Genomic DNA, 12,928 nt, shown 5'->3' with positions numbered 1-12,928 from the left:
CAACGGCGCCGGCCCCCGGGTCAGAGGGTGTTTCGACTGCCGAACGGGCCTCCGGCGGAGATCAAATTGCGTGATCACATAACGAATTGGTGCAGGACTGTGTGAAACAGCTTGCGCAAGCAACGATTCGCGCACGTTCTGGCACGGCGATATCCCCCTCAGTCCGCCAAGGGTGATACTCAACACAGACGCCGTTACCGCGCTCGTCCTGGTTGCGTTCCTGTAACCGGAAGCGAGCGCGGTGGGTCGCTGGGGGGCGATCGTCGAGCCAGCGTGGCCTCGACGGGGCTGATGGCGTCGGGAGGGGTGTATGGAGCCGACGTCATTGCGCAACACCGCGCCGCCTGGGCGGCGTCTCGCGTTCTTCGGCTACCTTGGCCTGGTCATTCTCGCCGCGATCGCCGTCGTCGTCCCAGCGGCGATCGAGCAGGGCACCCCGCTGCTGTCGCTGCCGGGGACGTACTGGCTGATGTTCGCGCTCGCCTGCGCCGCCGACGCCCGGCCGTTCAACGCCACGGGTCCGCGCCAGTCGGTGGCGGTGTTCCCGTCGGTGTGCTTCGCCTTCGCGGCCCTGCTGATCTGGGGGCTGCCGGCAGCCGTGCTGGTCCAGGCCTCGGCGACCCTGGTCTTCGCGTGGCGGATGCGGCACTCGTTCTGGCGCGGGCTGTTCAACGTCGGGCAGTACACGCTGGCGCTGTCCGCCGCCTACGGCATCCTCAGCCTCGCGCCGGTCATCCCGTTGCGCGACGGCACGGTCACCCGACACGACGTGGTGCTGCTCCTGGTGGCCTGTTCGGTGTGGTTCGCCGTCAGCCACGGGCTGGTGGCCACCGCCGTGTGGCTGCGGTTCGGCGGGTCCTGGCGGCAGACGCTCACCACGACGGTCGGCTCCGAGGGGCTGGCCGCCTTCGCGTTGCTGCTCCTCGGCCCGTTCCTGGTCGCGGCGGCCCAGACAAGCGGCTGGCTGATCCCCCTGATCGTGGTCCCGCTGTACGCGGTGTACCGCACGGCGAGGCTCTCCCAGGAACACGAGCGGCTGTCCCTGTTGGACCCGCTGACCGGGCTCGCCAACCGCAAGGCCCTGTTCACCGGGGTGGAGGAAGCCATCGCGGCCCTCCGCGAGATCCCGGCCCACGCCCAGGACCGCAGGCTCGCGCTGATCGTGCTGGACCTCGACCGGTTCAAGCAGGTCAACGACGCCCTCGGCCACGCGGTCGGTGACCGGCTCCTGATCGAGGTCGGCCGGCGGCTGGCCGGCTGTGTCCCGGCGGACGCCGTCGTGGCCCGGCTCGGCGGCGACGAGTTCGCCGTCCTCGCGCCCAGGATCGCCGACGTCGAGGCTGCCCAGGCGCTGGCCACCACGATCTCCGTGGCCCTCAACGACCCGGTGCGCCTCGACGGCATGCCGCTCGACGTGGCCAGCTCCATCGGGATAGCGCTGTCCCCCGACCACGGCGACGACTTCACGACCCTGCTGCGGCACGCTGACGTGGCGATGTACGACGCGAAGACCCGGGGCGACACCGTCGCGGTGTACGTGCCGGAATCCGACCACAACTCCCCGGCCCGGCTCGGCCTGCTCGGCGACCTGCGGCGTTCCCTGGAGACCCCCGGCTTCGGCGAGGTCGCGCTGTACTACCAGCCCCAGGTCGACATGAGCAGCGGCGAGGTCGTCGGCGTCGAGGCCCTGCTGCGGTGGCGGCACCCGGTGCGCGGCCTGGTCAGTCCCGAGGAGCTGATCAAGGTCGCCGAGCACTCCGGCGTGATGCGGCTGCTGACCTACCGGGTGATCGACGAGGTGCTCGCCCAGCTCGCCCGGTGGGCGGAGGGCGGCATGCAGTTGCGCGCGGCGATCAACGTGTCCGTCCGCGACCTGCACACCACCGACCTGGTGGACTACTTGGCCGAGCGGCTCGCGGAGTACGGCGTGGCGGCCGACCAGATCCAGCTGGAGATCACCGAGGGCGCGCTGATGGCCGACCCGCGCCGGGTGCTCGCCACCCTGCAGCGGCTCGACCGGCTCGGCGTCGCGCTGTCCCTGGACGATTTCGGCACCGGCTACTCGTCGCTGCAGCACCTGCGCCGGCTGCCGCTGTCCGAGGTGAAGATCGACCGGTCGTTCGTGCTCGGGATGAGTACCGACGAGGACGACGCGTCCATCGTGCGCTCGATCATCGAACTGGCCGGGGCGCTCGGCCTGCGGGTGGTCGCCGAGGGCGTGGAGGACGAGCGGACGTGGCGGTGGCTGGTCGCGCACGGGTGCCACGTGGCCCAGGGCTGGTTCTACGCGCGGCCGATGCCGGCGGACGAGTTGCCGCGGTGGCTGGCGAAATACCGGCCGCCGATGTTGCTGCGGGCCGTGCCCAACCAACCGGAAGCCGCCTCCTGACGCTGCCTTAGCCGGTTACGGCGACACCTGCCCCGGTCCTGTCGGCCGGGGCAGGTCGTCGTCGGCGACCGGCTGTGGGGGCCGCGGGCCGGGACGGCGTACCCGATGGCGGGTCGAAACGGACAGACCGGCCCGGCGGGGCCCCGACCAGCCGGTGTCCCACCGGAGCGCGCGCCGTGACCCGACCCAGTGGCCGACATCCGCCGGAAACAGACCGGCGAATAGAATCGTTCGGTTCGAGCAGGACTACGTGAGGAGCGAGTCGATGACCGCCATCTCCCGCGAGGAGGTCGCGCATCTCGCGCGCCTCACGCGGCTAGCCGTGACCGATGACGAGTTGGACATGTTCGCCGGTCAGTTGGACGTGATCCTGCAGTCCGTCGCCCGGATCGGCGACGTCGCGGCCGACGACATCCCGCCCATGTCGCACTCGGTGCCGCTGACCAACGTGTTCCGCCCCGACGAGCCGCGCCCCGGCCTGACCAGGGAAGAGGCCCTGTCGGGCGCCCCGGACCAGGCTGAGGACCGGTTCCGGGTGCCCCGGATCCTGGACGAGGAGTAGTCGTGAGCCTGATCAAGAAGACGGCTGCGGAGCTCGGCGCGCTGATCGCCTCCGGCGAGACCTCCTCGCTGGAGGTCACCCGGGAACACCTGGGGCAGATCTCCAAGGTCGACAAGAAGGTGCACGCCTTCCTGCACGTCGACATCGAGGGCGCGCTGTCCGCCGCGAAGGCCGTCGACGCCCGCCGTGCCGCCGGCGAGAAGCTGGGCCCCCTGGCCGGCGTGCCGATCGCCGTCAAGGACGTCGTGACCACCAAGGGCGTCCCCACCACGGTGGGCTCGAAGATGCTTGAGGGCTGGAAGCCGCCGTACGACGCGACGCTCGTCGAACGCCTCAAGGCCGCCGGCACGGTGATCCTGGGCAAGACGAACATGGACGAGTTCGCGATGGGCTCCTCGACGGAGTACTCGGCGTACGGGCCCACGTTCAACCCCTGGGACCTGACCCGGATCCCGGGCGGTTCGGGTGGTGGCTCCTCTGCCGCCCTGGCCGCCTACGAGGCCCCCCTGGCGATAGGCACCGACACCGGTGGCTCGATCCGCCAGCCGGGCGCCGTGACCGGCACGGTGGGCGCGAAGCCGACCTACGGTGGCACGTCCCGCTACGGTCTGGTCGCGTTCTCCAGCAGCCTGGACACCCCCGGCCCCTGCGCCCGTACGGTGCTCGACGCGGCCCTGCTGCACGAGATCATCGGCGGCCACGACCCGCGAGACTCGACGTCGATCCCGGTGCCGGTTCCGCCGGTGGTGGCAGCGGCTCGCCAGGGCATGTCCGGCGACCTGACGGGCGTCAAGCTCGGCCTGGTCAAGGAGTTCATGACCGCGGAGGGCGCGGAGCCCGGCGTGGTCGTGGCGTTCAACTCGGCCGTCGAGGCGCTGACCAAGCTCGGTGCCGAGATCGTCGAGGTGTCCTGCCCGCACTTCCAGTACGCGCTGCCGACGTACTACCTGATCGCCCCGAGCGAGTGTTCCTCGAACCTCGCCCGGTTCGACGGCGTGCGCTACGGCCTGCGGACCGGCGACGACGGCGTGCGCAGCCTCGAGGAGGTCATGTCGCTGACCCGCGAGGCAGGCTTCGGCCCCGAGGTGAAGCGCCGGATCATGATCGGCGCGTACGCGCTGTCCAGCGGCTACTACGACGCCTACTACGGCCAGGCCCAGAAGGTCCGCACGCTGATCACCCGGGACTTCCAGGCGGCGTTCGAGAAGGTCGACGCGCTCATCTCGCCAACCACGCCGTTCGTGGCGTTCCAGCTCGGTGCCCGGATGGCCGACCCGTCGAGCATGTACCTGGCCGACCTGTACACGATCCCCTCGAACCTGTACGGCGGCCCGGCCATCTCGGTGCCGTGCGGCCTGTCCGAGGGCCTGCCCGTCGGGCTCCAGGTGATGGCCCCGACCCTCGCCGACGACCGGATGTACCGGGTCGCCGCAGCGCTCGAGTCCACCATCGGCACCCTGACCCCGCCGGAGCTGTAGAGATGACGACTGTCGAAGAGGTCACGAAGACGTACGAGCCGGTCTTCGGGCTGGAGACCCACGTCGAGCTGGGTACGCGTACCAAGATGTTCTGCGCCTGCCCGACCGAGTTCGGCGCCGAGCCGAACACCCAGGTCTGCCCGGTGTGCCTGGCTCTGCCGGGCGCGCTGCCGGTGGTGAACGCCGTCGCGATCGAGTCCACGATCAAGATCGGTCTGGCGCTGAACTGTTCGATCGCTGAATGGTGCAGGTTCGCGAGGAAGAACTACTTCTACCCGGACATGCCGAAGAACTTCCAGATCTCGCAGTACGACGAGCCGCTGTGCTTCGACGGCTACCTCGACGTCGAGGTCAACGGCGAGACGGTCCGGATCGAGATCGAGCGCGTGCACATGGAGGAGGACACCGGCAAGACGATGCACCTCGGTGGGGCCACCGGCCGCATCCACGGCGCGACGTCCTCGCTGGTCGACTACAACCGGGCCGGTATCCCGCTGATCGAGATCGTCACGAAGCCGGTCGCCGGCACCGGCGCGCTGGCCCCGGAGGTCGCGAAGGCCTACGTCACCGAACTGCGCGACGTGCTGCGCGGCCTGGGCGTCTCCGACGTGCGGATGGAGCAGGGCTCGCTGCGCTGCGACGTGAACACCTCGCTGAACAAGCCGGGCGAGGAGTGGGGGACCCGTACCGAGGCGAAGAACGTCAACTCGCTGCGGTCCGTCGAACGCGCCGTGCGCTCCGAGATCATCCGCCAGGCCGAGATCCTCGACAACGGCGGCAAGATCAAGCAGGAGACCCGGCACTTCCACGAGGACACCGGGGTCACCACGCCGGGCCGGAGCAAGGAGGAGGCGACGGACTACCGGTACTTCCCGGAGCCCGACCTCGTCCCCGTCACCCCCGACGCCGCCTGGGTCGAGGAACTCCGCAAGGGCCTGCCCGAGCAGCCCCGGCTGCGCCGGCTCCGGCTCCGCGACGAGTGGGGCATCACCGAGCACGACATGCAGTCCATCCTCAACGCCGGCGCGGTCGAGCTGATCGAGGCGACCATCGCCGCCGGTTCCTCGGCCGAGGGCGCGCGCAAGTGGTGGATGGGCGAGCTGGCCCGCAGGGCCAACGAGTCCGGCGTCGAGCTCGACGCGCAGGGGGTCACCCCGGCGCACATCGCCGAGCTGGTCCAGCTCACCGACGCCGGCAAGCTCAACGACAAGCTGGCCCGCCAGGTCCTCGAAGGGGTCGTGGCCGGCGAGGGCACCCCGGCGGAGATCATGACGGCCCGGGGTCTGGAGGTCGTGTCCGACACGGGCGCGCTCCTGGAGGCCGTGGACGCCGCGATCGCCGCCAACCCGGAGGTCGCCGACAAGATCCGGGGCGGCAACCAGGGCGCCGCCGGTGTCCTGATCGGCGCGGTCATGAAGACGACGGGCGGCCAGGCGGACGCGAAGACGGTCCGCGCCCTGGTGCTGGAGCGGCTCGCGTAGCTCTGACCGTGGGGAAGCAGCTCTGACTGTGGGGAAGTTGTCGCACCCCAGCGGCAACTTCCCCACAACATCAGCCCCGCACCGCGAACCCGCTCTCCCCGTCCGGGACCTCCTCGACCACATCCACCCCGGTCACCCGAGCGTCGGCAGGCCCGTGCCCCACCCATGCGACCATGCTCCCCACCGCCTCCGGCGGCCCCTCGAACACGGCCTCGACCGTCCCGTCGGGCAGGTTCCGCACCCACCCGGCGACCCCGCGCTGCTCGGCCGCGGTCTGGGTGGCGCCCCGGAAGAACACCCCCTGCACCCGGCCGGACACGATCACCCGCCTCCGGATCATCCCCCGATTCTAGGGCGATCCGCCCACCGGTAGCCCCCGCACGAGAGACCGGCCGGGGTCCGTGGCTCGGTTCCGCCCGCTCCCGCGCGGGTGCGGGCACAATGTCGGCATGGCTATCCGCCTGCGCGCCCTGCTCACCGTCCTGGCCTCGATGTTCCGGGCCCGGGTCACCCGGCGCACGGCCCGGGGCATCGGAGTCCTCGCGGTCACCGTGGTCGGCGCGGTCCTCGGCCTGCTGATCGGCGGCACGTCCACGGGCCCGCTGGGCCCGTTCCAGGCGGAGTTCACGCTGTCCCCGGGCCTGCACGGCGGCACGCAGGTCGTGGTTCCGCCGTTGGGGTCGTTGACCCTGGACAGCCACGCGGGGCCGGAGCGGTTGACGATCAGGCTGGACGCGCTGGATCAGGCGCGTACCCAGAAGCTGGTCTCGGATCCCAATGGTCTGGAGGCGGCCAGCGCCAGCGCGTTCTCCGACGCCCAGGAGGGCATCACGCACGCGGTGTTCCAGGCGGCCGGCGCTGCCCTGGTGGGCGCGCTGCTGCTGGGGGCGCTGGTCTACCGCCGGACCCGCCGGACGGCCCAGGTCGGCGCGCTGGCCCTGGGCCTGGTCGTGGTGAGCCTGGGGACGGCGTTGGCGACGTTCAAGGGCGACGCGATCGACGAGCCGCGTTACGACGGGCTGCTGGTCAACGCGCCGGCGGTGGTGGGCGACGCGCGCAAGATCGCGTCGAGGTACGAGCAGTACCGCGCGGAGTTGCAACGCCTCGTCACGAACGTCGGCAAGCTCTACACGACGGTGTCCAACCTGCCGGTGTACGAGCCCGGCGACGGCGCCATCCGGGTCCTGCACGTCTCCGACATGCACCTCAACCCGGGCGCGTGGGACGTGGTGCGCACCGTGGTGCAGCAGTTCAGCATCGACGTGGTGGTCGACACCGGCGACCTGACGGACTGGGGCACGGAACGCGAGGCGGCGGCGTACGCGGGTTCGATCGGCACCCTGAACGTCCCGTACGTGTTCATCCGCGGCAACCACGACTCCGCGGAGACGGTCGCCGAGGTGGCCCGGCAGAAGAACGCGATCGTGCTGGACAACCGGATCGCGACCGTCGGCGGGCTGCGGATCGCCGGCATCGGCGACCCCCGGTTCACCCCGGACAAGACGGCCGACTCCACCGACCTGCTGGAGAAGCGCCGGCTGTTCGACACCGGCAACCAGCTCGCCGACACGATCACCCGGTCGGGCGGCGCGGACCTGGCGATGATCCACGATCCGGCGATGGCGGGCCCGTTGGCCGGTACGGTGCCGCTGATCCTGGCCGGGCACCTGCACCACCGGGAGGTCAGCCAGTACAACGACGAGACGTTGCTGATGACCGAGGGCTCGACCGGCGGCGCGGGGCTGCGCGGCCTGCAGACGAAGGAGCCGACCCCGCTGGCCCTGTCGGTGCTGTACTTCAGCTCCACCGCCAAGCTGCAGGCCTATGACGACATCTCCGTCGGGGGCACGGGGCGCTCCGAGGTGACCCTGCAGCGGCGGATCGTGAAGAAGGCCGAACCCCAGGCGACGTCGACCCCGACCCCGTCACCGACCCCGAGCTGACCAGGCCTCCCGGCCGGGGCGCGCGGCCAGCCACCGCTGTCTAGCTCTTGCCCACCCCGTCGGCCCCGCTCAGCACGATCCGCAGGATCCGGTCGTCCTCGGTGGTCGGCTTCCCCCGGCCGTCCTTGTTGGACGTCGTCACCCACAGCGTGTTGTCCGGGGCCCGCACCACGGTCCGCAGCCGTCCGTACTCCCCTTCCAGCGCCGGCACCGGCGCACCCAGGATGCTGCCCTTGCCGTTCAGCCCGACCAGCCACAGCCTGGTCCCGCGCAGGCACGCCGCGACCAGCACCTTCCCGGTGACCGCCGCGCCGCTGCACGACGCCTCTGCGGGCTTCCAGGTGGTCAGCGGATTGGTGTACTTCGGGTCGGTCCCCGGCCCCTCGACCACCGGCCAGCCGTAGTTCTTCCCCGGCTCGATGAGGTTGAGCTCGTCGAAGGTGTCCTGCCCGAACTCGATCGCGTACATCCGCTTGTCGGCGTCCCAGTCGAAGCCCTGCACGTTGCGGTGCCCGTAGCTCCACACGAGGCTGTCCGGGAACGGGTTGCCCGGGGCAGGCTTGCCCTCGGCCGTCATCCGGAGGATCTTGCCGCCGAGGCTGGCGAGGTCCTGGGCGTTGCCGGTCGTACTGGCGTCCCCGGTGCTCACGTAGAGGAACCCGTCGGGGCCGAACCCGAGCCGGCCGCCGTTGTGGATCCCCGACACCGGGATGCCGGTGACGATGGCCTCCGGGTGCTCGCCGAGCTTCATCGTGGCGACGCGGTTGTCGGTCTTCGTCGTGTAGTACAGGAAAATGGTCTGGTCCTGGGCGTACGCCGGCGACACCGCCACGCCCATCAGGCCGCCCTCCCCGCTGGAGACGGCCTCCTCGATCGTGGTCAGCGGCTGCACCTTCAGGCCGCTGGCCGTCGACTCAGGGCCGATCTTGAGCAGGCGGCGGCTGTCACGCTCCGTGACCAGCGCCCCGCCGTCGGGCAGGAACGCCACCCCCCACGGCACGCTCAGGTTCCGCGCGATGACGTTCGAGGACACCTCGTCGTCGTCACCCGAGGAGGGCGAGGCCGACGGGGTGGGGAACCTCGGCGGCGTGCCCGAGTCCTTCGCCGACGGCGGACCGAACGAGCAGCCGGCGAGCAGACTCGCTGCGGTGAGTGCGACCAGGGCCCGACGGGCCAACGCGGGGGGCTTCACGAGCCCAGGGTATCCGCATCCCCGCCCAGAGGGCGTCCGCCGGCGGCCACCAGGCGGGGCACGTCCGTCGGCCGGACCGCCGGCAACGGCACGGCCGCCCCGGACGGCAGCAGCGCCGTTACCTTCCGGCCGACCGCCTCGAACCCGTCGATCTCGGCCCAGCCGAGCCGCCGACTGCCCACGGCGCTGCGCACCGTCAGCCCCTCCGGAGCGGCGTCGACCCCGGCCCGCACGGCCCACAGCCCGATCGCGGCCGGCACGAGCAGCACGGGGGCAAGCCACCACTTGCTCAGCGCCAACGGCAGGGCCCCGAACAGCGCGAACGCGACCGCGATCAGGATCGCCCCGCTGTACCGAAATCTGACTACATCTCTACGTCGACCCACGCCCCCGATCGTCCCACAGCCCTCCGCGACCTCAGCGGGCACCACAATCCAAGATCAACCCCATGCGGGGTTACGGAGGTCCCTGCCCCGGTCTCCACCGGCGACTACGGAGAGGCCCTGCTAAGCCCAGGGTGGGGATTTCGGCCGGTCCACGACCCAATGTTTGGTCTTGTAGTCGAGCCACCATTCGGCCTGGGAGTAGCCGCCTGAGCCGATTGTGTGGAAGTTGTGGCCGGCCGAGTTGTCGATGATGGTATGCCCGGTCTCCGCGGCTGACGCCCAGTCCAATTGGATGCGCCAGATGCAGTCACAGTCGACCACGCTGGCTGTGAGTACGAAGATCTCCGGCTCTCCGTCCTTGACGATGTACGGAAAGTTGGTCGTCTCCCCCGTGCTCGGAGTCCAGTTGCCGAGGGGATCGTCGAGGTTGGTCGAGAAGTACCGGAAGTTGCCACCGGCACCGCAGCCCGTGCCGATGTGCAGGCTGACCACTGTCCCGTCCTTGGGCCGTTGGGGGCGCGCCACGAACAGCGTGTGTGCTCTGGTCAGGGTCACGGACTTTCCCGGTTTCGCTGAGACCACGAAGGAGTACCTGGTGCTGTCCATGTCGCCGACGTTGTTGTCCCTGCTCCAGCCGTCGATGTCCGGCCGCCCGTCGACTATTCGCGGTGGTCGCACCTGACCGACCGGGCGTGGCAGGGTCCCGCGCAGCGTGCACGAGCCGGATCCGGTGTACGCCTGTGCGTTGAACTGCGCGTTGCCGATCGCCACCGCACCTCCGGGAAAGGCGGTCGCTGTACCTTGCCCGTGGTCGGTGGCCTCCGGCAGCGGAGGCAGCCGGGCGATGTCCAGCGGGCTGGAGTCGGCAGTGAGCCGGTTCCACGCCCACTGGATGCCTCCGGTCGTCAGGCCGGTGACCGTGGTGAGCACCCCGGCGAGCACCGCGCCCAGCAGCACCTTCCGGGCGGTCAGTAACCGCGCCTTGATGGGTGGTCTGGGTGTCGGGGAAGAGGGACGAAACGGTCCGCCGCTGTTGTTTCCCATGCGGGCAGCATATCGATGTGCGGCACTATCCACGGGGCGGCCGGACTCGATCAGGGCACTACCGCAGGGGTGAATGGAGCGTTGGCGCGCGTATTCGACGGGCGACATGAAGACGTCGTCCGTCAGGATGGCGGTCAACCGCGCCTGGTCGGTGGCCCACGGGTAACTGGGCACCTCTCTCCTCGTTAGACAGGGGGCGAGGGAGGTGGGCGGATGACGATTCTGATCACTTTCGCGCTCGCCGTGGCCGTCGTCGCCGACGCGCTCTGGCTGCGCCTGCTCGCAGCCCTGGTCGCGGGCGGCGCGTGGCTGTACAAACGCCGGCCCCGTCGGCTGCCGGCCAGGCGCCGCCCCGATCTGCGGGCGGCGTTGGAGAAGGGCGCGCTGGACCTGAGGTACCAGCCGATCGTCGACCTCACCGATGGCCGGACCGCCGGGGTGGAGGTGTTGCCCCGCTGGCACCATCCGGGGCTCGGCTGGGTCGGTCCCGCCGAGCTGCTCCGGATGGCCGCAGAAGCCGGTCTCACCCCACTGCTCGGTGCGTGGGTGCTCGACCGGTCGTGCCGCCAGCTCGCCAGCTGGCTCGCCGACGGCCGCGACCTGTGGATCTCGGTCCATGCCGAGCCCGCCGAGCTGGAATCCGTCCTGTACGTCGCCGGCGTCGCCGCGGCCCTGACCACCCACCGGGTGCCGGCGGCCCGCCTGGTCGTTGAGGTCACGGGGCCGGGCGACTCGCGCCGGGTGACCAGCCAGCTGGCCGGGCTGCGCGCGCTGGGCGTGCGGGTGGCGCTCGGTGGCACCGACCTCGGGCCGTCGACGATGCGCCAGTTGCGCCGGCTGTCGGTGGACCTGGTGAAGGGCTCGGGGGCGGCGACGGCCGTGGTGGTGACCCTGGGCCGCCGACTCGGCTACGAGGTGGTGGCGGAGGGGATCGGCACGGCGGAGGCGTTGACGGCGGCGAAGGCGGCGGGCTGCCGGTACGGGCAGGGGGAGGCGCTGGGGCGCGCCGCCCCGGCGGAGCACGTCGAACCGCTGCTCAGCTACGCGCCGCCCAGCCGACGGGCGGGGTGAACCGGCGGGCGGGGGACTTCCCGCCGTAACCGGAAAAAGAAACGATGCCCCGGCACAGAGCCGGGGCATCGTCGTGGATCAGGGACTACTCCGAGGCGTAGCCCGGCATCGGGTAGGCCTTCAGCAGGTCGGACACCTCGCCGGCGATCCGGTCGAGCTCCGCGGTGTCCTCCTTGAGGGCCGCGCCGATCGCCTCGTCCATCCACGCCGCGACCTGCGGCATCTGCTCCGGGGTGAGGCCCCGGGTGGTCAGGCCGGCGGTGCCGAGCCGGATGCCGGACGGGTCGAACGGCTTGCGCGGGTCGAACGGCACCGTGTTGTAGTTCAGCTCGATGCCGGCGGCGTCGAGGGCCTGCGCGGCGGGCTTGCCGGCGATGCCCTTCGGGGTGAGGTCCGCGAGGATCAGGTGGTTGTCGGTGCCGCCGGAGACCAGGTCGAAGCCGCGCTCCACGAGGGCGGCGGCCAGGGCCTGGGCGTTGGCGACGACCTGGTGGGCGTAGACCTTGAATTCCGGGGTGGCCGCCTCGCGAAGGGCGACAGCGATGCCCGCCGTCGTGTGGTTGTGCGGGCCGCCCTGCAGGCCGGGGAACACGGCCTTGTCGATGGCCTTGGCGTGCTCGGCGTTGCACATCAGCATCGCGCCGCGCGGGCCGCGCAGGGTCTTGTGCGTCGTGGTGGAGATCACGTCGGCGTACCCGACCGGGGACGGGTGCGCGCCACCCGCGATCAGGCCGGCGATGTGCGCGATGTCGGCCAGCAGGACGGCGCCGACCTCCTTCGCGATCGCCGCGTACGCCGGGAAGTCGATGGTGCGCGGGATCGCCGTGCCGCCGCAGATGATCAGCTTCGGCCGGTGCTCCAGGGCCAGCTCGCGGACCTTGTTCAGGTCGACGAGGCCGGTCTCCTTCTCGACGCCGTAGTGCACGGCGTTGAACCACTTGCCGGTGGCCGACACCGGCCAGCCGTGGGTCAGGTGCCCGCCGGCCGGCAGGCCCATGCCGAGGACGGTGTCGCCCGGGTTCAGGAACGCCAGGTAGACGGCCAGGTTGGCCGGGGAGCCGGAGTAGGTCTGCACGTTGGCGTGGTCGACACCGAACAGCGACTTGGCCCGCTCGATCGCGATCGTCTCGATCTGGTCGATGAACTGCTGGCCCTCGTAGTACCGCTTGCCGGCGTAGCCCTCGGAGTACTTGTTCGTCAGCACCGTCCCGGTCGCCTCGAGCACGGCGGTCGACACGTAGTTCTCCGAGGCGATCATGCGGATCTTCTCGAACTGGCGCTTCGCCTCGGCCTCGATCAGACCCGCGATCTGCGGATCCTCGGTGGCCAGGTGCGAGATCGATGGCTCGTGCACTGCTCGTCTCCAGACATGTTTTCGCTTG

General features: G+C 70.8%; 11 protein-coding genes. 6 read left to right on the top strand and 5 right to left on the bottom strand.

Going from position 1 to position 12,928, the window contains the following annotated elements; all coding sequences use genetic code 11:
* Positions 1–310 precede the first annotated feature (310 nt).
* From IW245_RS23995 to gatB, 4 genes are all read left to right on the top strand, one after another.
* Positions 311–2,389 carry a putative bifunctional diguanylate cyclase/phosphodiesterase gene (locus IW245_RS23995; protein ID WP_197005422.1) on the top strand — a complete coding sequence of 693 codons (2,079 nt, stop codon included), beginning with the start codon at positions 311–313 and terminating at the stop codon, positions 2,387–2,389.
* 265 nt (positions 2,390–2,654) lie between these two features.
* Positions 2,655–2,951, top strand: coding sequence for an Asp-tRNA(Asn)/Glu-tRNA(Gln) amidotransferase subunit GatC (gene gatC / locus IW245_RS23990; RefSeq protein WP_197005421.1), 297 nt, complete (start codon positions 2,655–2,657; stop codon positions 2,949–2,951).
* 2 nt (positions 2,952–2,953) lie between these two features.
* Complete coding sequence (gene gatA, locus IW245_RS23985; protein ID WP_372445230.1) at positions 2,954–4,429, top strand: Asp-tRNA(Asn)/Glu-tRNA(Gln) amidotransferase subunit GatA; 1,476 nt, start codon at positions 2,954–2,956, stop codon at positions 4,427–4,429.
* A 2-nt stretch (positions 4,430–4,431) separates the two neighbouring features.
* Positions 4,432–5,910: an Asp-tRNA(Asn)/Glu-tRNA(Gln) amidotransferase subunit GatB gene (gene gatB, locus IW245_RS23980; RefSeq protein WP_197005420.1), complete on the top strand. Its 1,479-nt coding sequence runs from the start codon at positions 4,432–4,434 to the stop codon at positions 5,908–5,910.
* A 70-nt stretch (positions 5,911–5,980) separates the two neighbouring features.
* Here gatB and IW245_RS23975 read toward each other — a convergent pair whose 3' ends face one another.
* Positions 5,981–6,250, bottom strand: a complete 270-nt coding sequence (locus IW245_RS23975) for an acylphosphatase (protein ID WP_197005419.1) — start codon at positions 6,248–6,250, stop codon at positions 5,981–5,983.
* Between the two features lie 109 nt (positions 6,251–6,359).
* On the opposite strand from IW245_RS23975, the gene IW245_RS23970 reads away from it, so the two are divergent.
* Positions 6,360–7,853: a metallophosphoesterase family protein gene (locus IW245_RS23970; protein ID WP_197005418.1), complete on the top strand. Its 1,494-nt coding sequence runs from the start codon at positions 6,360–6,362 to the stop codon at positions 7,851–7,853.
* 40 nt (positions 7,854–7,893) lie between these two features.
* Here the strand turns inward: IW245_RS23970 and IW245_RS23965 are convergent, their stop codons facing one another.
* The 3 genes from IW245_RS23965 to IW245_RS23955 form a co-directional block, all read right to left on the bottom strand.
* Positions 7,894–9,045: a PQQ-dependent sugar dehydrogenase gene (locus tag IW245_RS23965; RefSeq protein WP_197005417.1), complete on the bottom strand. Its 1,152-nt coding sequence runs from the start codon at positions 9,043–9,045 to the stop codon at positions 7,894–7,896.
* Entirely contained in the window at positions 9,042–9,431 is a 390-nt protein-coding gene (locus tag IW245_RS23960; protein WP_233472904.1) for a PH domain-containing protein, read from the bottom strand. Before IW245_RS23960 ends, IW245_RS23965 begins: the two co-directional genes overlap by 4 nt.
* Positions 9,432–9,551: 120 nt before the next feature.
* Complete coding sequence (locus tag IW245_RS23955; protein ID WP_197005416.1) at positions 9,552–10,613, bottom strand: hypothetical protein; 1,062 nt, start codon at positions 10,611–10,613, stop codon at positions 9,552–9,554.
* A gap of 75 nt (positions 10,614–10,688) precedes the next feature.
* Here IW245_RS23955 and IW245_RS23950 point away from each other — a divergent pair, with 75 nt between their 5' ends.
* Positions 10,689–11,546: an EAL domain-containing protein gene (locus tag IW245_RS23950; protein ID WP_197005415.1), complete on the top strand. Its 858-nt coding sequence runs from the start codon at positions 10,689–10,691 to the stop codon at positions 11,544–11,546.
* Between the two features lie 85 nt (positions 11,547–11,631).
* Here the strand turns inward: IW245_RS23950 and glyA are convergent, their stop codons facing one another.
* A complete protein-coding gene (glyA, locus tag IW245_RS23945) occupies positions 11,632–12,900 on the bottom strand; it encodes a serine hydroxymethyltransferase (protein ID WP_197005414.1) in 1,269 nt (422 codons plus the stop codon).
* Between the last annotated feature and the right edge of the window lie 28 nt (positions 12,901–12,928).

Source organism: Longispora fulva (assembly GCF_015751905.1).
GTDB classification, from domain to species: Bacteria; Actinomycetota; Actinomycetes; order Mycobacteriales; family Micromonosporaceae; genus Longispora; species Longispora fulva.
The sequence above is the reverse complement of the archived record's forward strand: the minus strand, read 5'-3'. Positions and strand labels throughout refer to the sequence as shown.